17 protein-coding genes, 1 tRNA gene and 1 pseudogene are annotated in these 18,255 nt (G+C 69.9%); 11 read left to right on the top strand and 8 right to left on the bottom strand.

Annotated elements, in window-relative coordinates; genetic code table 11:
* The first annotated feature begins 24 nt into the window (after positions 1-24).
* The 3 genes from QFZ50_RS11760 to QFZ50_RS11770 all read left to right on the top strand — a co-directional run bounded on the left by QFZ50_RS11760 (position 25) and on the right by QFZ50_RS11770 (position 2,566).
* Positions 25-1,104 carry a tartrate dehydrogenase gene (locus QFZ50_RS11760; RefSeq protein WP_307084370.1) on the top strand — a complete coding sequence of 360 codons (1,080 nt, stop codon included), beginning with the start codon at positions 25-27 and terminating at the stop codon, positions 1,102-1,104.
* A gap of 187 nt (positions 1,105-1,291) precedes the next feature.
* Positions 1,292-2,266: a DNA-3-methyladenine glycosylase family protein gene (locus tag QFZ50_RS11765; protein ID WP_307084371.1), complete on the top strand. Its 975-nt coding sequence runs from the start codon at positions 1,292-1,294 to the stop codon at positions 2,264-2,266.
* Between the two features lie 9 nt (positions 2,267-2,275).
* Positions 2,276-2,566 carry a putative quinol monooxygenase gene (locus tag QFZ50_RS11770; RefSeq protein WP_307084373.1) on the top strand — a complete coding sequence of 97 codons (291 nt, stop codon included), beginning with the start codon at positions 2,276-2,278 and terminating at the stop codon, positions 2,564-2,566.
* Positions 2,567-2,649: 83 nt separating this feature from the next.
* On the opposite strand, the gene trxA is transcribed toward QFZ50_RS11770, so the two are convergent.
* Complete coding sequence (trxA, locus tag QFZ50_RS11775) at positions 2,650-3,039, bottom strand: thioredoxin (protein ID WP_307084375.1); 390 nt, start codon at positions 3,037-3,039, stop codon at positions 2,650-2,652.
* Between the two features lie 88 nt (positions 3,040-3,127).
* Between trxA and QFZ50_RS11780 the strand changes: the two genes are divergently transcribed.
* Positions 3,128-3,562 (top strand): DUF1810 domain-containing protein, encoded by a 435-nt coding sequence (locus QFZ50_RS11780; protein ID WP_307084376.1) that lies wholly within the window; start codon positions 3,128-3,130, stop codon positions 3,560-3,562.
* A gap of 19 nt (positions 3,563-3,581) precedes the next feature.
* Here the strand turns inward: QFZ50_RS11780 and QFZ50_RS11785 are convergent.
* Both QFZ50_RS11785 and QFZ50_RS11790 read right to left on the bottom strand, forming a co-directional pair.
* Positions 3,582-4,803 (bottom strand): annotated as a pseudogene (locus QFZ50_RS11785) (MFS transporter).
* A gap of 67 nt (positions 4,804-4,870) precedes the next feature.
* Entirely contained in the window at positions 4,871-5,308 is a 438-nt protein-coding gene (locus tag QFZ50_RS11790) for a MarR family winged helix-turn-helix transcriptional regulator (protein ID WP_307084379.1), read from the bottom strand.
* Positions 5,309-5,398: 90 nt separating this feature from the next.
* Between QFZ50_RS11790 and QFZ50_RS11795 the strand changes: the two genes are divergently transcribed.
* Positions 5,399-5,851 carry a DUF6314 family protein gene (locus tag QFZ50_RS11795; protein ID WP_307084381.1) on the top strand — a complete coding sequence of 151 codons (453 nt, stop codon included), beginning with the start codon at positions 5,399-5,401 and terminating at the stop codon, positions 5,849-5,851.
* Between the two features lie 20 nt (positions 5,852-5,871).
* Here the strand turns inward: QFZ50_RS11795 and QFZ50_RS11800 are convergent, their stop codons facing one another.
* Positions 5,872-6,996: an acyltransferase family protein gene (locus tag QFZ50_RS11800; protein ID WP_307084383.1), complete on the bottom strand. Its 1,125-nt coding sequence runs from the start codon at positions 6,994-6,996 to the stop codon at positions 5,872-5,874.
* A gap of 132 nt (positions 6,997-7,128) precedes the next feature.
* Between QFZ50_RS11800 and QFZ50_RS11805 the strand changes: the two genes are divergently transcribed.
* From QFZ50_RS11805 to QFZ50_RS11825, 5 genes are all read left to right on the top strand, one after another.
* Positions 7,129-8,496: an extracellular solute-binding protein gene (locus QFZ50_RS11805; RefSeq protein ID WP_307084386.1), complete on the top strand. Its 1,368-nt coding sequence runs from the start codon at positions 7,129-7,131 to the stop codon at positions 8,494-8,496.
* A complete protein-coding gene (locus QFZ50_RS11810; protein WP_307084388.1) occupies positions 8,493-9,446 on the top strand; it encodes a carbohydrate ABC transporter permease in 954 nt (317 codons plus the stop codon). Before QFZ50_RS11805 ends, QFZ50_RS11810 begins: the two co-directional genes overlap by 4 nt.
* A complete protein-coding gene (locus QFZ50_RS11815) occupies positions 9,443-10,285 on the top strand; it encodes a carbohydrate ABC transporter permease (protein ID WP_307084390.1) in 843 nt (280 codons plus the stop codon). Before QFZ50_RS11810 ends, QFZ50_RS11815 begins: the two co-directional genes overlap by 4 nt.
* A gap of 53 nt (positions 10,286-10,338) precedes the next feature.
* Positions 10,339-13,365 (top strand): alpha-mannosidase, encoded by a 3,027-nt coding sequence (locus tag QFZ50_RS11820; RefSeq protein ID WP_307084391.1) that lies wholly within the window; start codon positions 10,339-10,341, stop codon positions 13,363-13,365.
* An 85-nt stretch (positions 13,366-13,450) separates the two neighbouring features.
* On the top strand, positions 13,451-14,653 hold the full coding sequence (locus tag QFZ50_RS11825) for an ROK family transcriptional regulator (protein WP_307084393.1): 1,203 nt from the start codon (positions 13,451-13,453) through the stop codon (positions 14,651-14,653).
* 42 nt (positions 14,654-14,695) lie between these two features.
* Here the strand turns inward: QFZ50_RS11825 and QFZ50_RS11830 are convergent.
* Together QFZ50_RS11830 and QFZ50_RS11835 are read right to left on the bottom strand one after the other, a co-directional pair.
* A tRNA-Tyr gene (locus QFZ50_RS11830) sits at positions 14,696-14,777 on the bottom strand.
* Between the two features lie 87 nt (positions 14,778-14,864).
* Complete coding sequence (locus QFZ50_RS11835) at positions 14,865-15,242, bottom strand: hypothetical protein (RefSeq protein ID WP_307084395.1); 378 nt, start codon at positions 15,240-15,242, stop codon at positions 14,865-14,867.
* A gap of 163 nt (positions 15,243-15,405) precedes the next feature.
* On the opposite strand from QFZ50_RS11835, the gene QFZ50_RS11840 reads away from it, so the two are divergent.
* The gene (locus QFZ50_RS11840) at positions 15,406-15,894 is read left to right on the top strand and encodes a YajQ family cyclic di-GMP-binding protein (RefSeq protein ID WP_307084396.1); all 489 of its coding nucleotides are present in this window, start codon (positions 15,406-15,408) and stop codon (positions 15,892-15,894) included.
* A gap of 91 nt (positions 15,895-15,985) precedes the next feature.
* Here the strand turns inward: QFZ50_RS11840 and htpX are convergent, their stop codons facing one another.
* Positions 15,986-16,864 carry a zinc metalloprotease HtpX gene (gene htpX / locus QFZ50_RS11845; RefSeq protein WP_307084397.1) on the bottom strand — a complete coding sequence of 293 codons (879 nt, stop codon included), beginning with the start codon at positions 16,862-16,864 and terminating at the stop codon, positions 15,986-15,988.
* Positions 16,865-16,958: 94 nt separating this feature from the next.
* Positions 16,959-18,245 (bottom strand): MFS transporter, encoded by a 1,287-nt coding sequence (locus tag QFZ50_RS11850; RefSeq protein WP_307084398.1) that lies wholly within the window; start codon positions 18,243-18,245, stop codon positions 16,959-16,961.
* Positions 18,246-18,255 lie beyond the last annotated feature (10 nt).

Raw genomic sequence — 18,255 nt, forward strand, 5'->3', positions numbered from 1 at the left:
GTACACCGATGAGGAGACCCAGTCATGACGAACACCCACAGGATCGCGGTCATCGCCGGGGACGGCATCGGCAAGGAGGTCATGCCGGAGGGGTTGCGCTCGCTGCGTGCGGCGGCTGACCGGTACGGGTTCGCCGTCGACGCCGTCGAGTTCGACTACGCCAGCGCCGAGTACTACCTCCAGCACGGGCAGATGCTGCCCGACGGCTGGTTCGAGGAGCTACGCGGCTTCGACGCGATCTTCTTCGGGGCCGTGGGCTGGCCCGACGTCGTGCCGGACCACGTGTCCCTGTGGGGCAGCCTGCTGCAGTTCCGGCGCTCCTTCGACCAGTACGTCAACCTGCGCCCCGTGAGGCTGCTCCCGGGCATCACCAGCCCCCTCGCGGGCCGGAAGCCGGGGGACGTCGACTTCTACGTGGTCCGCGAGAACACGGAGGGCGAGTACTCGAGCGTGGGCGGCAGGATGTTCGAGGGCACCGACCGGGAGACGGTCATCCAGGACACCGTCATGACGCGCACGGGTGTGGACCGCATCCTGCGGTACGCCTTCGACCTCGCCCAGAAGCGGGAGAAGAAGCACCTGACCTCGGCGACGAAGAGCAACGGCATCTCGATCACCATGCCCTACTGGGACGAGCGGGTGGAGGCGATGGCGGCGCAGTACGACGGCGTCCGCACGGACAAGTTCCACATCGACATCCTGTGCGCCAACTTCGTGCTCCACCCCGACTGGTTCGACGTGGTGGTGGCCAGCAACCTCTTCGGGGACATCCTGTCGGACCTCGGACCCGCCTGCACGGGGACGATCGGCGTGGCACCCAGCGGCAACATCAATCCGGACCGCACCTTCCCCAGCCTCTTCGAGCCGGTCCACGGTTCCGCGCCGGACATCGCGGGCCAGGGGATCGCCAACCCGGTGGGCCAGATCTGGAGTGCGTCGATGATGCTGGAGCACCTCGGCGAGGCGGACGCCGCGGCGGGCATCCTCTCGGCCATCGAATCGGTGCTCGCCGCCGGCGGCGACGCGCTGACGCGCGACCTCGGCGGCACGGGGACGACGTCGTCGCTCGGCGCGACGATCGCCGCCGCCATCGCCGACCGGTAGCCGACGCGGACGCGGGACGGACGAACGTCGCGGGTGTCATCCGACGGGTGTCGTCCGATGGATGTCGTCCGGCCAGTGTCGTCCGACGGGTGTCGTCCGGCCGGGTGGAGCAGCGCCACGCCGCAACTCCATCCGCGCCACGCCGTCCGGGCCCGACACGGTGCGGGCACCGTGACACCATGGATGCATGACCATTGCCCCCGCCGTCGTGCCGTCGGGTGCGGAGGCCGCGGAGTGGCTCCCGGACGGCCCCTACAACCTGGCGGGAACGGTCGGCACCCTGCAGTGCGGGGCGTACGACCCCTCCTTCATCGTCCAGGGCCCGGACCACTGGATCGCCTACCGCACGGCCGACGGGCCGGTGACGCTGGCCCTGCGGCAGCGCGGTTCCCTCAACGAGGGGTGCATCCAGGCGACGGCGTGGGGTTCAGGGGCTGCCCTGGCGCTCGAGTCCGTCCCCCGCCTGCTCGGCGCCGATGACGACTGGAGTGCCTTCGACAGCGCCGCCTTCTCGGCGACGCTGCCCGAGCTCGCCCGGAAGGGCAGGTACCTGAACCCCGGACTGCGCCTGCCCGCGTCCGGCCGGATGCTCGACACGATCGCCCGGGCGATCCTCGAGCAGAAGGTCACCAACCTCGAGGCCAAGCGTTCCTGGCGCTACCTGCTGACCCGCTACGGCGATCCGGCCCCCGACGCCGGGGGCCTCGCACCCGCAGGTCTCCGCCTGCCGCCGACGGCGGAGCAGTGGCGCCGCATCCCCTCCTGGGACTGGCACAAGGCCGGGGTGGACGCGAAGCGCTCGACGACGATCCTCAAGGCAGCCCTGGTGGCGAGCGGTCTCGAGCGCCTCGGTTCCCAGCCCGGGGGTGAGGCCGTGCGGGCGGGGCTGCGCTCCGTTCCCGGCATCGGCGTCTGGACCGTGGCGGAGGTGGTGCAGCGGACCCACGGCTGCCCCGACTCCATCTCCGTGGGCGACTACCATCTCGCGGCCTACGTGGGCGCGGCGCTCACGGGGAGGCGCACCGACGACGCCGGGATGATCGAGCTCCTCGAGCCGTGGAAGGGCCAGCGGCAGCGCGTGGTGAGGACCCTGTATGCGAGCGGGTTCCGGAAGCAGACGTACGGTCCGCGCCTGTCCCCCGAGGACCACCGCCGCCGCTAGGGTTGGAGGATGACCCGACCCGTAGACGTCACCGCCGTGTTCATCCCGCTCGACGGCGAGTTCTTCCGTGTGAAGCTCGCCCTGGACATCGCCATCGAACAGGTGGTGCAGGAGCCCGGCTGCATCCGGTACGAGATCACCGAGGCGCAGGAGGACCGCATCGTCCTGACCGAGCAGTGGGAGTCCACCGAACTGCTGGACACGCACCTGCGCGGTGCCGCCGTCCAGGACCTCAACGAATCGCTCAGCGCGCTGCTCGCACAGCCCGTCGACGTGGTCCGCTCCGACCGGACCGCCTAGTCCCCCGCCGGACGCCGAGAACCCCGCCCGGACGCAGAAAGCCCCGCACGCGAGTGCGGGGCTTTCCTGGTCCTGCGGGACGGCTACTGCGCGTCGGAGGCGGGGGCGCCCTCGGCGCGCTGCTGGGCGATCTGCTCGTGGACGGCCTTCATGTCCAGGCCCTTCACGGCCTCGACGAGTTCGCCGAACTGGGTCGCGTTGAGAGCGCCGGGCTGGGAGAAGACGAGGACCTTCTCGCGGAACGCCATCAGCGTGGGGATGGAGGTGATTCCCGCGGCGGCAGCGAGCGACTGCTCGGCCTCGGTGTCCACCTTCGCGAAGGTGACGTCCTCGTGCTGCTGCGACACGGCGTCGTACACCGGTGCGAACTGCTTGCACGGCCCACACCAGTCGGCCCAGAAGTCAACGAACACGATGTCGTTGCCCTCGATGGTTTCCGGGAAGCTTGCCTCGGTGATATTGATTGTCGACATCCCTCAACGCTAGCGACCCGTGGACGTCCTTGTCAGGTGTGTTCGCTACCGATGAAGAATCCCCGCCCGACGAGCAACGGAGACACGAGTGAGCGACGATCCCCACGACCTGGCGCGCTTCGTCGAGGCGCAGGATGCGCACGGCACCTACGGGGAGGCCCTCGCCGAACTGCAGCGAGGGCGCAAGACGGGGCACTGGATGTGGTTCGTCTTCCCGCAGATCGCAGGGCTCGGGAGCAGCCCCACGTCCGTCCGGTACGCGATCCGCTCGCTCGACGAAGCCCGCGCGTACCTCACGCACCCCGTGCTGGGACCACGACTGATGGAGAGCGTCCACGCCCTCCTCACGCTGGACGGCAGCGACCCGGTCGAGGTGCTCGGCGGGATCGATGCCCGCAAGCTTCAGTCCTCCATGACGCTCTTCGACCGGGCCGCTCCGCAGGAGCCGTGGTTCAGGGCCGTGCTCGACCGGTACTACGCCGGGGTGGAGGACGGGACGACGGCGTCGATCCTGGCGGGATGACGCCGTCGCCGCCCGGCTCCTAGACCTCGGCGGCGTGCGTCAGCGAGGCGCGACCGGCGAGGACCACGGCGCCCGCCACGACCACCATGACCGCTGCCACCGCGTAGGTGGTCTGCGGGTTGTAGATCTCCGCGAGCTTCGTCGCCGCGAAGGGCGCGAGCGCTCCGCCCATCCAGCGGACGAAGTTGTAGCCGGCGGATGCCACGGGCCGCGGTGCGTCCGACACGCCCATGGCCAGTTCGGTGTAGAGCGTGTTGTTGATGCCGAGCAGCGCGCCCGAGACGATCACCAGGACGACGACGGCCGTCACGGAGTGATCCGCGGCGATGGCGAGGCCCACGAGGTCGAGCGCGAGGCCACCCAGGGTCAGGAGCAGCACGCGCGTGGTGCCGAGCCTGCGCTGCAGGACGGGTGCCACGAGGACGGAGAAGATGGCGACCATGAGGCCCCAGCCGAAGAAGACCGCGCCGATCCCGTACGCATCCATGCCGAGGACGAAGGGCGTGAAGGCGAGGATGGTGAAGAAGCCGTAGTTGTAGAACAGCGCGCTGGACGCCGTGGTGCGCAGGCCCTTGTGGCCGAGCGCCACGAGCGGGTCGCGGAGGGAGGTCCTGGCGGCGGGCTTCGGGGTAGCGGGCAGCAGGATCGTGAGGGCGATGAAGGCAGCAGCCATGAGCGCTGCGGTGCCGAAGAACGGTGCACGCCACTGCCAGCCACCGAGCAGGGCGCCGAGCAGGGGGCCGAGGGAGATGCCCAGGCCGAGTGCGGCCTCGTAGAGGATGATTGCGGTCGCGGTGCCACCACTGGCGACACCGACGATCACGGCGAGCGCCGTGGCCACGAAGAGGGCGTTGCCGAGTCCCCAGCCGGCCCGGAAACCGACCAGGGTGGCGACGTCACCGGAGAGCCCGGAGAGCGACGCGAACACGACGATCAGGCCGAGCCCGAGCAGGAGCGTCTTCTTGCCGCCGATGCGGGAGGAGATGAAACCGGTGACGAGCATCGCCACGGCCGTGACGAGGAAGTAGCTCGTGAAGAGGAGCGACACCTGGCTCGGCGAGGCGTCGAGATTCTCGGCGATGGCGGGCAGGATGGGGTCGACGAGGCCGATGCCCATGAAGGCGAACACCGGCCGCGAGTGCCGTGGCCCAGACGGCTTTGGGCTGGCGGAAGAAGGACTGCTTCTCCTCCGTGAGGACCGATGCCGGCTGTGCTGCCTGCGCCGGGACGTGGGTGGTCACGCGGGTACTCCTAGGTGGGTTCGGACGGTGTGCCCGGGTGCGCTCGGTGGCGCCCGAGGGGTGTACGTCAGGTGGTGGAGGTGAGCTTCTCGATGATGGGCAGTGCCGCGGCGAGCGTGGCCCTCTCGTCGTCGTCGAGCTGGTCGAGCAGGGCGGCGACGCTCTCGTTGCGGCGTGTACCGGCCGCCGTCCAGGCCTCGCGGCCCTTGTCCGTGAGTTGCACGAGGACGGCGCGCGAGTCGGTGGGATCCGGCTGACGGCGGACGAGGCCGGCCTGCTCGAGCTTGATGATCTGCTCGGTGGCCGAGGGCACCCGGATGCCGAGGTTCGCGGCGACGCGGCTGACGCGCAGGGGCTGCTCGGCGGCCATGCTCAGTGTGCTCATCTGCATGGTGGTGAGCTCTCCGTCGCTGTCCATGGAGCGGCTGAGGTAGACGGCATGGCGCAGCGTGGTGCGGAAGGACTGTGCAAGGGCAAGCAGTCGGGGATCCGTGGAGAGGCTCATAGTTAGGTAGCCTAACATAAATTGGGGTTCACGGCAAGGTCCGCGGCGGTGCGGCCCGGGTTAGCGTAGGACGATCGACGGGAGGGGACCATGGAGGCTGCAGCAACGCGCGGGACGGGCGTCGAGGACCCGATGGCCTTCCTCGCCGGGACCTGGTCCACCGAACGTACCCTCCTGGACCGGGCCGTCGGCACGACCGGCACCTTCTCGGGGACCACCCTGTTCACGCCCGACCGCGGCGGCCTGCGGTGGGACGAGGAGGGCACGGTCCGCTGGGCCTCGTTCCAGGGCCCGGCCTCCCGCTCGTACCGCATCGATGCCGGGGACGGCGGGGACGGCGGGTTGACCGTCACCTTCCCGGACGGACGGGTACTGTGCCGCCTCGACCTCCGCCCTGGCGCCGCACGCGACGAGCACCACTGCGCCCCGGACACCTACCGGGTCGACTTCGTCATCACGTCGCCGGTCACCATCGAATACTCCTGGGATGTCACGGGGCCGGCGAAGGACCACCTGCTGAGGACCGTCCTCACCCGGACCTGAGGGGATCGGGGGCGGTCGGCTCAGGCCCGAGACCGGCGGGCACCGACCCCGGTCACCGCCGCGCGCCGCCCGAGGGCCGGCGCCTCGAACAGGAGATCGACCGACGCGTGCTCCCGGGTGGAATACACCCAGGCGATCCCGAGCGGGATCCCCACTCCCGTCACCAGGAGCAGCGGCAGCAGCCACGTCCCGGCAAGGCCGGCGGCGTCGGCGAGGGCGAGCGTCACCATGATGGGCGCGAGGTGCACCACGTAGAAGACGATGGAGTGGCGCCCCACGAATTCGAGGGCCGCCGTCGCACGATTGGCACCCAGCCGCGGGAAGGCCCAGCACACGACGCCGAGGGCCCCGACGACACCCCAGACGAACTCGCCGCGGTACAGCACGTCCCTCCCGGCGACATTGAGGACTCCCACGGTGACCGCCGAGGCTGCCGCCATCGCCAGGACCCAGGGCCTGCCGATGGTCCGCTGCACCAGTGGCGCGGAACGTGCGCACCAGGCGCCGAAGAAGAAGAAGCCCGCGAGGAACGCCATGGTCCCGGGCCGGGAGGCATGCGGCAGCACGAACGACAGCGCCAGGCCAGATCCTGCGATCCAGAGGGGCGGGACGCGCCGCAGCGGATAGGCCAGCGCGTAGAAGACGAGGATGAACCAGAGGTACCAGAGGTAGGTCGGCGAACGATAGAGCACCTCGGCCATCCGGACGGGGCCGAGCTCACCGGTCGCCGCGAGGGTGATCACCGACCACAGGACGTAGGGCCACGCCACCCGGGAGGCCTTGCCCGCGAAGTACCGGCGCCCGGACTTGGCCAGGGACTGCGGCAGCAGGATCCCCGAGAGGAACATCAGCACGGGCATGCGGAACGGCTCGAGGAAGAGGTTGAACTGGTCGAGACCGGGCGTCGACCCGACGGCGACACGCAGCGCCTCCCCCGCGTGCAGCACGACGACCAGGAGGATGGCCGCTCCGCGCAGGCTGTCGAGCCAGCCGATGCGCGCACCCTGCGTACCACTGATGATGGCCTCCCCGGCGTCGGAATCCCACTGTAGGCATGCGTACCGGTACTTCGGAGTGCACCCCGGCCCGGATGGCCGTCCGCGCAGATGCTTGACGCAGCCGGACCACGCCTGAACCGTTGACATGAATTACTCCATTCGCTTTACTTATCCGAACGGCGACGCACCCCACCGGCCGTCGTCCCCACTACCCGACCGCCGGACATCGAGGTCCGGGGACGCGGACGCCGTGAGTACCGAATGGAGCAAAGGAGCACCATGCGAAAGTCCATCCTGTGGGCAGCGCCCACCATCCCCCTCCTGATCCTGGGCGCCACCGGATGTGCGCCCGAGGGCAGCGGTGGAGGGGACAGCGCCGGAGACGAGTCGATCACGGTGGCCTACCAGACCACCGCCACCTACACGCAGGTCGATGCCCTGATGAAGAAGGCGAAGCAGGACTTCGAAGCGGCGAACCCCGACATCACGGTCGAACTGGAGCCCATCCAGGCGGAGGAGAACGACTACGCCACGAAACTCGCGCTCATGCAGCGCTCACCGGACACGGCGCCGGATGTCTTCTACGAGGACAGTTTCCGTGTGCGCCCCGATGCCGAGGCGGGCTATCTCCTGGCACTCGACGAGTACCTCGCGGAATGGGAGGACTGGGATACGGCCTTCATCGACAGCGCGAAGCAGGCCGGAGCGGGGTCCGACGGCAAGACCTATGCGGTGCCCATGGGCACCGACACGCGTGCGCTCTGGTACAACAAGGCCGTCTTCGAGCAGGCCGGCCTCCCGATCCCGTGGGAACCGAAGACCTGGCAGGACGTCCTCGACGCGGCGGAGACCGTGAAGGCCGCGATCCCCGACGCCGTACCGTTCAACATCTATTCCGGGACCGGCATGGGCGAGGCCGCGTCGATGCAGGGCTTCGAGATGCTGCTCTACGGCACCGACGACACGCTGTACGACACGGACGAAGGCAAGTGGGTGGTGGGCTCCCAGGGCTTCAGGGATTCACTGCAGTTCATCTCGGACGTCTACGTCGGCGACCTGGGTCCGGACGTCGCCACGGCCCTCGACTCGAACTACTACCAGCAGCTCAACGGCGAGGGCTACCCGACCGACAAGGTCGGCGCATCGATCGACGGCTCCTGGATCGCCGGGAGCTGGCTCGAGGGGGGCCCCGCCCCATGGCCGGAATGGTCGGACGTGATGGGGGTGACCCCCATGCCCACCCAGGACGGGCAGGACCCCGGAGCCACGAGCATGTCCGGGGGCTGGACGCTCGCCGTCGGATCGGGCAGCGGGAACCCGGATGCGGCGTTCGAGTTCGTCAGCACCGCGCTCAACAAGGACAACAGCCTGTCCTACAACGTCAACGCGTCCCAGGTCCCGGTCCGCAGCGATGTGGCCGAGGACCCGGCCTTCACCGGATCGAGCCCGGTCAGCGGCTTCTTCAGCGACCTCGTGGAGGTCACGCACTACCGCCCCACCACGTCCGACTACGCCGAGATCTCCGGCAGCATCCAGCAGGCGATGGAGGCGGTCATGACGGGCGAGCAGTCCGTCGAGGAGGCCGCAGCGGCCTATGACGAGGCCGTGACGTCCCTCGTCGGCGAAGACAACGTCCTCCGGGGATGACCACCACGCCGGCACGACCCCTGCGGGAGGACGGGCCGCCGACGGTGCGGCCCGCACCCTCCTCCGGGCGGCCCGTCCCCAGGGGACGGGCCGCCCGGCGCGCCATCCCCCTGGCGCCCGCCGTCGTCCTCCTCCTGCTGTTCATGCTCGGCCCCGTGCTGTGGTCGATCTGGGGTTCGTTCACGAATGCCTCCCTCTCGGGCAGGGCGGCCTCCGAGCCGCGCTTCGTCGGCCTGGACAACTACGTCGCGCTGCTGAGCGACCCGGACTTCCCGAACGCGGTGTGGCTGACGGTCGTCTTCCTCATCGTCTCCGCGGTGATCGGGCAGAACTTCCTCGGACTGGGGCTGGCCCTGCTCACCGCCACCGCCCCGAAGATCGTCCGGTCCATCGTCGCGACCACCGTGGTGACCGCGTGGGTCCTTCCGGAGATCGTGGCGGCCTTCGCCTGCTATGCGTTCTTCAGCAGCGACGGCACCCTGAACACGCTGACGGCGTCGGTGGGCCTCGAACCGGTCGAGTGGCTCTTCGCCTATCCCCTGGCGTCCGTGATCCTGGCGAACATCTGGCGGGGTACGGCCTTCTCCATGATGATCTACGAGGCCGCGCTGAACGACGTGGCTCCGGAGATCACGGAGGCCGCGGTGATCGACGGCGCGGGCGGCTGGAAGCGGCTGATCTTCGTCACCATCCCGATGATCAGGAACAGCATCTCCACCAACCTGATGCTGATCACCCTGCAGACCCTCTCCGTGTTCACCCTGATCTTCGTCATGACGAGCGGCGGCCCGAACCAGCGCAGCAGCACCCTTCCGCTGTTCGCCTACGCCGAGGCGTTCGGGCTGGGCAAGATCGGCTACGGCACGGCGATCGCCACGGTGATGCTGCTCATCGGCGCGGTGTTCTCCTTCCTCTACATCCGCGTCCTCAAGCCGGGAGACACAGCATGAGCATCTCCGTCGCCTCACCGAGGCGGACCGTGTCCCGGGGCGTCGCGTCCGCGGTCCTGCTCGCCGTCGCCGCCCTGTTCCTGCTGCCGCTCGCCTGGCTGGTCCTGGCCTCGCTCGACACCGGGGCCAGTGCGTCCCTCGCGATGCCCGAGCAGTTCTCCCTCGCCAACTTCACGGCCGTGCTGACGCCCGGGCAGACGCTGTGGCCCCTGTGGAACAGCTTCCTGCTGTCCGCCGGGTGCGCCGTCATCACCGTGCTCGCCGCCGTGCTCGCCGCGTACCCGCTCTCGCGGTACCAGGCCCGGTACAACAAGCCGTTCCTGTACGGGGTGCTGTTCGGGACGGGCCTGCCGATCACGGCCATGATGGTGCCCGTCTACAGCATGTTCGTCCGGCTGGGCCAGCTCGACAGCGTGCCCGCCGTCGCGCTCTTCATGGCCGCGACGTCGCTGCCCATGGCCATCTGGATGACGAAGAACTTCATGGACTCCGTTCCGGTGAGCCTGGAGGAGGCGGCCTGGATCGACGGCGCGAGCGCGATGAAGGCGCTGCGCACCGTCGTCGTCCCCCTCATGCGTCCGGGCCTGGCCGTGGTGTTCATCTTCGTCTTCATCCAGGCCTGGGGGAACTTCTTCATCCCGTTCATCCTGCTGCTCTCGAGCCACAAGCAACCCGCAGCGGTGACGGTGTTCAACTTCTTCGGGCAGTACGGGAGCGTCGCCTACGGCCAGCTCGCGGCCTTCTCCCTGCTCTACTCACTGCCCGTGATCGTCCTCTACGTGCTCGTCACCAAGGGCATCGGCGGTTCCTTCGCGACCGCCGGAGCCATCAAGGGCTGAACCGTCCCCCCGCCCCGTCGGCCCGCCGCCCCACCCGCCCGAAAGGCAGATCCATGCACTACGACTCCACTCTCGTCGAAGCCCGCGTCCGGCGGTTCCGCGGCGAGCGCCTCGTGTCCGCGCTGTACCGCAGCACAGCACCGCTCGCGCTGACCTGGTGGGAGGTGCCCGATGAACCGGTGCCCTTCGCCGAAGCCGTCGGGCAGCGGTTCGTGCCCGCCGAGCACGGCATGATGTGGGGGCGCCCCTGGGGCACCGTGTGGTTCCACGCCGAGGGCAAGGTCCCTGCCGCGTGGGCGGACGAGGAGGACGTCCGGGTCGAGCTCGTCGTCGACCTCGGTTTCACCGGCGAGCAGCCGGGCTTCCAGGCGGAGGGGACGGTGTACGGCCCGTCCGGCAGGATCATCAAGGCCGTCGAGCCGCTGAACCGGAGCGTCGGACTGGATGCCGGCTTCGGCGGGGAGGTGGACGTCTACATCGAGGCGGCCGCGAACCCGAACGTCGCCCAGGACTTCCTCTTCGTCCCCACCCCCTACGGTGACAAGGCGACGGCGGGTGACGCACGCCTGTACCGGCTCGCGGGGATCGAGGTGGGACTCCTCGATCTGCCGGTCTGGGAACTGCAGCAGGACGTGGACGCACTCCTGGGGCTGGTGGGACAGCTCCCGGCGTCCTCGCAGCGGCGCGCCGAGATCCTCCACGCACTGGACCGCATGGTGGACACCATGGATCCCGACGACGTGTCGGGAACCGCCGGGCTCGGCCGGTCCGTCCTCGGGCCCGCCCTCGCGAAGCCGGCATCGGCGAGCGCACACCACCTCCACGCCGTGGGGCATGCGCACATCGACTCCGCCTGGCTGTGGCCCACCCGGGAGACCGTGCGGAAGGTCGCACGGACCTTCTCGAACGTCTGCGACCTCATCGACGAGAACCCCGATTTCGTCTTCGCGGCGTCCTCGGCCCAGCAGTACGCGTGGCTCAAGCGGTCCTACCCCGAGCTGTTCGACCGCGTGAAGGAGAAGGTGGCGGCGGGGAACTTCGTGCCGGTGGGCGGCATGTGGGTCGAATCGGACACGAACCTGCCCGGCGGCGAGGCCCTCGCACGGCAGTTCGTCCTCGGCAAGACCTTCTTCCTGCGCGAGTTCGGGATCGAATGCGAGGAGGTCTGGCTGCCGGACTCGTTCGGGTACTCCGCAGCCCTCCCGCAGGTCATGGCCGCAGCGGGTGCGCGGTGGTTCCTCACGCAGAAGATCTCCTGGAACGAGACCAACAGGATGCCGCACCACACGTTCCGGTGGGAGGGCATCGACGGGTCCCGCATCTTCACGCACTTCCCGCCCGTGGACACCTACAACTCGGACCTCCGAGCCGAGGAGCTCGCCCGGGCCGAACGGCAGTACGCGGAGAAGGGCCTGGGCACGACGTCGCTGGTCCCCTTCGGCCACGGTGACGGCGGTGGCGGGCCCACCCGCGAGATGATCGCCGCGGCGCGTCGCACCCGCTCGCTGGAAGGATCACCCACGGTGGAGCTGAGCGGCCCGCGGGCGTTCTTCGAGGCCGCCGAGGCCGAGTACCGGGAGCCCCCGGTCTGGTCCGGCGAGCTCTACCTCGAATTCCACCGTGGTACCTACACCTCCCAGGCGCGCACGAAGCGGGGCAACCGCCGCTCCGAACACCTGCTGCGTGAAGCGGAGCTGTGGGCGACGACGGCGACCGTCCGCGCGGGAGTGCCCTACCCGGCCGAGGACCTCCGGGCGACGTGGGAGACGGTGCTCCTGCAGCAGTTCCACGACATCCTGCCGGGCACCTCCATCGCCTGGGTGCATCAGGAGGCCGAGCGCAACTACGACGACGTGGCCGTGCGGCTCGGGGCCGTCATCGAGACCGCGGCACGCGCCCTCCTGGGGCAGGGCCCGCACACCGCCGTCCTCAACGCGTCACCCTTCGCCGTGGCCGGCGTCGGCCCCCTGGGCGCGGGCACGGAGCCGGCCCGGGCCCCCCGGACCGTCACCCGGACCGGCGACGGCTTCCGCCTGGAGAACGAGGCCGTCCGCGTCGAGGTCGACTCCGCGGGCCTCGTCCGATCCCTGTGGGACAGGGCCGCGGAACGCGAGCTCGTACCCGCCGGGTCCGCCGCGAACCTGCTGCAGCTGCACCGCGACACACCCACACAGTGGGACGCGTGGGACATCGACGAGCACTACCGCAGGAACACCACGGACCTGGTGGACGTCGCCGCGCTGGACATCGTCGACGGCCCCGCCGGCCAGGCGCTGCGCATTGAACGGGCCTTCGGTGCTTCGCGCGTCGTGCAGCACCTCGCTCTCGACGCCTCCGCACCGAGGCTGGACATCAGCACCGAGGTGGACTGGCACGAGCAGAAGAAGCTGCTCAAGCTGGCGTTCCCCCTCGACGTCCACGCCGAGCGCGCGACGTCGGAGATCCAGTTCGGGCACATCCACCGTCCCACCCACGCGAACACGTCCTGGGACGCGGCGCGCTTCGAGACGGTGGCACACCGGTGGGTGCACGTCGGCGAGCCGGGCTACGGCGTGGCCATCGCCAACGACTCCACCTACGGGCACGACACCACCCGCACCACGGCCGGCCGTGCGACCACGACGACCGTCCGGCTCTCGCTGCTGCGGGCGCCCGTGTTCCCCGACCCCGCTGCGGACCAGGGCAGCCACCGTATGGAGGTCTCGGTCCTGCTGGGAGCGGACATCCCCGACGCCGTGGCCGAGGGGTACCGGCTGAACCTGCCGCTGCGCACCGTTCCCGAGGTGGCACGGACGGCGATCGAACCGCTCGTCCGGCTCGACGCCCCGGGCCACGTGGTAGAGGCCGTGAAGCTCGCCGAGGATGGCTCGGGCGACGTGGTGGTGCGGCTGTACGAGGCCTACGGGCGCCGGTCGAGGGGCATGCTCAGCGCGGATTTCCCGCACTCCTCGGTGGTCGAGACCGACCTGCTCGAACGGCCGCTGGAGGACACCGCCATCAGGCGTCGGGACGGCGACGGCGTGCATCTCGTCCTCCGGCCGTTCCAACTCGTCACGCTAAGATTTGCTGTCACCGGCTGATGACGCCGCCCCCATCGGACACGGAGGTCGTACCCTGAGCGCTGCACCGGGACCGGCCATCCGCCGGGGCACCAATCTCCCCCGCATGGGCGACTTCAACCAGACCGTGGTGCTCGACGCCATCCGGCGCTCCCCCACGGGGCTCAGCCGCGTGGAACTGGCGACGATCTCGGGACTGTCGGCGCAGACCCTGTCCAACATCGCGCGGCGCCTGCTGGAGCAGGAGCTCGTGATCGAGTCGGGCAAGGTCCAGAACGGCAGGGGCAAGCCGCGCACGGTCCTCGCGCTCAACCCGTCGGCGAGGTTCGCCGTCGGCGTGCACCTGGATCCGGCCGTGATCACGTTCGTGATCCTCGACCTCAGCGGCAGGGTGGTCGCGCATTCCACGCGACGCACACCGCTCACCCCGGACGCGGACGTCGTCATCCAGGAGATGGGCGACGCCGTCGCGGCCCTCCTGGCGGAAGCCGGGGTCGATCCCGAGCGTGTGCTCGGGGTGGGGGTCGCCTCCCCCGGCCCCATCGATCCGGTCCGCGGCATCGTCGTCGATCCGCCGTACCTGCTCGGCTGGGACCGGGTTCCACTGCGTGAGTCGCTGAGTGCGGCGACCGGCTTCCCGGTGGTCCTCGAGAAGGACGTGGCGGCCACGGCCGTGGCCGAGATCTGGGGCAGCCACAGCGACTCGCCCGAGAACTTCATCTTCGTGTACCTGGGCACCGGTGTCGGCATGGGCCTCGTGTACAGCGGCGCCGTCCTGCGGGGCACCAGCCAGAACGCGGGCGAGGTGGGGCATATCGTGGTGGACCCGACCGGCCCGGACTGCTTCTGCGGGTTGCGCGGCTGTGTCGCGGTGACGTGCATGCCCCGGAACCTGGTCGAGGAGGCGATCCGCGCCGGCGTGCACCCGGAGGGCGTGAACAGGGCGGACCCGGGAGCGGTGGAGGCGGCGTTCCTGCGACTCTGCGCGGAGGCACGGGGCGGCGACGCCGCGGCGGGGGCGATCATCGACCGCTCCGCGAGGCGTATCGCGAAGGCCGTCTCCGTGCTGACCAATGCCCTCGACGTCGATCGCGTCATCTTCGGTGGCCCCTACTGGCCGGCGCTCTCGGAGGCGTACCTCGATCTCGTGCCACGTGCCCTGCGCGGCCTCACGGTCGCCCCGCACACTGCGGACATCCGGGTGGAGGGTACGGCGTTCGGGACCGATGTGGGTGCGGTCGGTGCGGCCTGCACGGTCTTCGACAAGGCGATCTCGCCCGACACGCGGCGGCTGCTGCTGGAGCATTAACGGCGAAGGGCCCGCTCCGATGGAGCGGGCCCTTCCTTGCTGTGGCAGATGAGGGATTCGAACCCCCGTAGGCGTTGCCAGCTGATTTACAGTCAGCCCCCTTTGGCCGCTCGGGTAATCTGCCGAACGTCTTCAGTGAAGACCACCCGCAGCAAGCGCGGGCAAGACAACTTTACCCACAAACCGGCCCGGTGACGAATCGGACCGCGGGCTAGAGTCCCGCAGCCACCCGGCGTTCGATCTGCGCGTAGAAACCGTCGGCCTGCGCGGGGGTGACCATGCGCAGCAGGACGGCCCGGTCGAGGTCCGCGCGCACCCCTGCGAGCCGTTCCGCCGGGGACGGCGCCACTCCCGCGACGGCGAGCGGCGACGCGACGGTCACCGCCGCGGCCGAGTCCAGCCCGAGGATGACGTCGCCGGCCTCGTAGTCCGTCGTGTCCGCGCTCACCGCCTGGACGCGGGGCGGCACCGCGAGCGCCGGAGCCGCTGTGAACCCCGTGAGCGTCGCAGCCGTGGCTGCTGCGAGGAAGGATCCCGCCACGGCCCTGCGGAGTCGGATCTGGTAGCGGCGGCGTGGCGTCTCGGACATCGTGCGGGCTCCTCGAGGTGCGGTGGATGTCTCCCACGGTGCCATCGGAGCGTGTGCGCGTGCCCTGCGCTTCCTGAGCGTCGCCTGTGAGGGCCCCGCACCGCCGGGCAGGGGTTGCGGATATTCTTGGACCCAAGACACCCAACCACCCCGAGGAGGCACCGTGGCGAGCGAATCCACGTTCGACGTCGTAAGCAAAGTGGACAAGCAGGAGGTCGCCAACGCGCTGAGCCAGGCGCAGAAGGAGATCGCCCAGCGGTACGACTTCAAGGGGGTCGGCGCCGAGGTGGACTTCAGCGGCGAGAAGATCCTCATGAAGGCGAACTCGGAGGAGCGCGTCCTGGCCGTGCTCGACGTCCTGCAGTCCAAGATGATCAAGCGCGGCATCTCCCTGAAGTCCTTGGACACGGGTGAGCCGTTCCCCTCGGGCAAGGAGTTCCGCCTCGAGACCTCCATCAAGGAGGGCATCGCGCAGGACATCGCGAAGAAGATCAACAAGCTCATCCGCGACGAGGGGCCCAAGGGCGTGAAGTCCCAGATCCAGGGCGACGAGCTGCGCGTCAGCTCCAAGTCACGGGACGATCTGCAGGCCACCATGGCGCTGCTCAAGAACTTCGACGAGGCAGACCTCCAGTTCGTGAACATGCGCTGATCCGCCCGACGGATCACTGGACGACGACGGCGGCCCCACCCGGTGGGGCCGCCGTCGTCGTACCGGAGGGATGTTCGGTTGAGCGGGATCTTCAGCTGAGCGGGCGCCCGGCCATGCCCTCGAGGCGCGCGATGCGCTGGTCCATGGGCGGGTGCGTCGCGAACAGCCGGCCCACACCGCCGCCCTTGAACGGATTGGCGATCATGAGGTGCGAGGTGTTCACGAGACGCTGGTCCTGCGGCAGCGGGGCGCGCTGGGTGCCGCTCTCGAGCTTGCGGAGCGCCGACGCGAGGGCCAGCGGGTCGTCCGTGAGGGCGGCGCCGTCCTCGTCGGCGTCGAACTCGCGGGTACGGCCGATCGCTGTCTGGACGAGCCCCGCGGCCAGGGGCGCGAGGAAGGCCAGCAGCAGGGCCACGATGGGGTTGCCGCCCTGGTTCCGGTTGCCGCCCATCATGCCGGTGAACGCGAACATCTGCGCCACGGACGTGATCACGCCGGCCACGGCCGCCGCGATGGACCCGGTGAGGATGTCGCGGTTGTAGACGTGCATCAGTTCGTGCCCGAGGACGCCGCGCAGCTCACGCTCGTTGAGCAGCTGCAGGATGCCCTGCGTGCAGCACACGGCGGAGTTCTCCGGGTTGCGGCCCGTCGCGAAGGCGTTCGGCGCCATGGTCGGCGAGACGTACAGCCGCGGCATGGGCTTGCCGGCCCGGCCGCTGAGCTCCCGGACGATCCGGTACATGGCGGGAGCCTGCTGCTCCGTCACCTCGACGGCGCGCATGCTGCGGATCGCGATCTTGTCGCTGTTCCAGTAGCTGTAGGCGATCGACCCGACACCGAGCAGGGCGAACAGCCAGATGAACGACGAGCTGCCGGTCGCGCCCGCGATGACGGCGCCGAACACGAGGAAGATGCCCATGAGGGCACCGAACAACAACGCCGTCTTGGCACCGTTGAAATGGTTGTGCACTGAGAACTCCTAGGCTGGTGGAGGCCGGGCGGTCCGTCAGTACAACGGAGGGTCGGAGCGGCCCGTTCCCCTCATCCTACGGGGGCGGGCGGGCTCAGGGCTGGGGACGTCGGGAGTCGTAGGCGAGGAAGCGCGGCTGCCGGCGGGCGACGGCGAGGACCAGCACGGCACACGCGATGCCGCCGACGACGGCGGTCCAGCCCTCCCCCAGCCAGGCGGCCTGGCCGCCGGCCACCATGTCCCCCAGGCGGGGCCCCCCGGCGACGACGACGATGAAGACGCCCTGCAGGCGGCCGCGCATCGCGTCCGGGGTGGCGGACTGGAGGATCGTGTTGCGGAACACGCTGCTGACCGAGTCCGCGATGCCCGCGAGGACCAGGCACAAGGCTGCGGGCAGCAGCCAGGCGGAGAACTCCCCCTCACCGGGCGTGGGCAGGGAGGACGAGCCCGCCATGACGACCACCAGCCCGAAGCCTGCAACCGAGGCGCCCCAGCCCACGATGGACCACACCACCGCCTGGCCGTGGTTGTGGATCCGGCCGAGGGGCCCGGAGAAGAGGCCCGCCAGCACCGATCCGAAGGCGCTGGAGGCGAGGAGGATGCCGACGGTCAGCTCGCCTCCCCCGATGAGCACGGCCCCGACCGCGGGCAGCAGCGCCCGCGGCTGGGAGGTGATCATGGCGATGAGATCGAGGATGAAGGTCATGCGGATGTTCGGCCGTGTCCCGAGGAAGCGGAACCCCTCGAGTACCGTGGCGAGGCCGGCCCGGCGGGTGGGCCCCTCGGGCGGCAGGGGCGGGAGCCGGAATACCGCCCACAGCGCGAAGGTGAAGGTGACGACGTCGATGGTGTACGTCCAGGCGTAGCCCACCTGCGCCACGAGGAGCCCGGCGAGCAGCGGTCCGACGGTGAAGGCCAGGCCGAACGTGATCATGCTGAGCGCGTTGGCCGCGGGCAGCAGCGCGGGCCGGACGAGCCGCGGGATGATCGAGCTGCGCGTGGGCTGGTTGATCCCCGCCGCCCCTGACTGCACGGCGATCAGGAGATAGAGCAGCCAGACGTTGTCGAGGCCGATCCAGGCCTGCGCGGCGATGGCCATGGTGGTGCCCCACAGCGCGAGCCCCGAATACAGCGCGACCGCGCGCCGGTCCTGTGCGTCGGCGATCGCGCCGCCGTACAGCCCCGCGACGACGAGGGGCACAAGCGCGAAGAGGCTGAGCAGGCCCACGCTGAGGGTGGACTGCGTGAGGGAGTAGACCTGCAGGCTGACGGCCACGATCGTGAGCTGCGTGCCGATGGCCGAGAGGGCCGTGCCGACGTACAGGCGGCGGAATGCGGGAGACTCCCTGAGCGGGGTGATGTCGGCGAGGAGTCGTGGCACGGGGAGGAGT

Source organism: Arthrobacter agilis (assembly GCF_030816075.1).
Taxonomy (GTDB): Bacteria; Actinomycetota; Actinomycetes; order Actinomycetales; family Micrococcaceae; genus Arthrobacter_D; species Arthrobacter_D agilis_E.

Excerpts from the sequence above, each read along its gene's own strand:
- QFZ50_RS11790 (WP_307084379.1), bottom strand. The coding sequence starts at position 5,308 with ATGAGCCTCTCCACGGATCCCCGACTGCTTGCCCTTGCACAGTCCTTC.
- QFZ50_RS11805 (WP_307084386.1), top strand. The coding sequence starts at position 7,129 with ATGCGAAAGTCCATCCTGTGGGCAGCGCCCACCATCCCCCTCCTGATC.
- QFZ50_RS11765 (WP_307084371.1), top strand. The coding sequence starts at position 1,292 with ATGACCATTGCCCCCGCCGTCGTGCCGTCGGGTGCGGAGGCCGCGGAG.
- QFZ50_RS11760 (WP_307084370.1), top strand. The coding sequence starts at position 25 with ATGACGAACACCCACAGGATCGCGGTCATCGCCGGGGACGGCATCGGC.
- trxA (WP_307084375.1), bottom strand. The coding sequence starts at position 3,039 with ATGTCGACAATCAATATCACCGAGGCAAGCTTCCCGGAAACCATCGAG.
- QFZ50_RS11800 (WP_307084383.1), bottom strand. The coding sequence starts at position 6,996 with ATGTCAACGGTTCAGGCGTGGTCCGGCTGCGTCAAGCATCTGCGCGGA.
- QFZ50_RS11810 (WP_307084388.1), top strand. The coding sequence starts at position 8,493 with ATGACCACCACGCCGGCACGACCCCTGCGGGAGGACGGGCCGCCGACG.
- QFZ50_RS11820 (WP_307084391.1), top strand. The coding sequence starts at position 10,339 with ATGCACTACGACTCCACTCTCGTCGAAGCCCGCGTCCGGCGGTTCCGC.
- QFZ50_RS11835 (WP_307084395.1), bottom strand. The coding sequence starts at position 15,242 with ATGTCCGAGACGCCACGCCGCCGCTACCAGATCCGACTCCGCAGGGCC.
- QFZ50_RS11795 (WP_307084381.1), top strand. The coding sequence starts at position 5,399 with ATGGAGGCTGCAGCAACGCGCGGGACGGGCGTCGAGGACCCGATGGCC.
- QFZ50_RS11825 (WP_307084393.1), top strand. The coding sequence starts at position 13,451 with ATGGGCGACTTCAACCAGACCGTGGTGCTCGACGCCATCCGGCGCTCC.
- QFZ50_RS11770 (WP_307084373.1), top strand. The coding sequence starts at position 2,276 with ATGACCCGACCCGTAGACGTCACCGCCGTGTTCATCCCGCTCGACGGC.
- QFZ50_RS11815 (WP_307084390.1), top strand. The coding sequence starts at position 9,443 with ATGAGCATCTCCGTCGCCTCACCGAGGCGGACCGTGTCCCGGGGCGTC.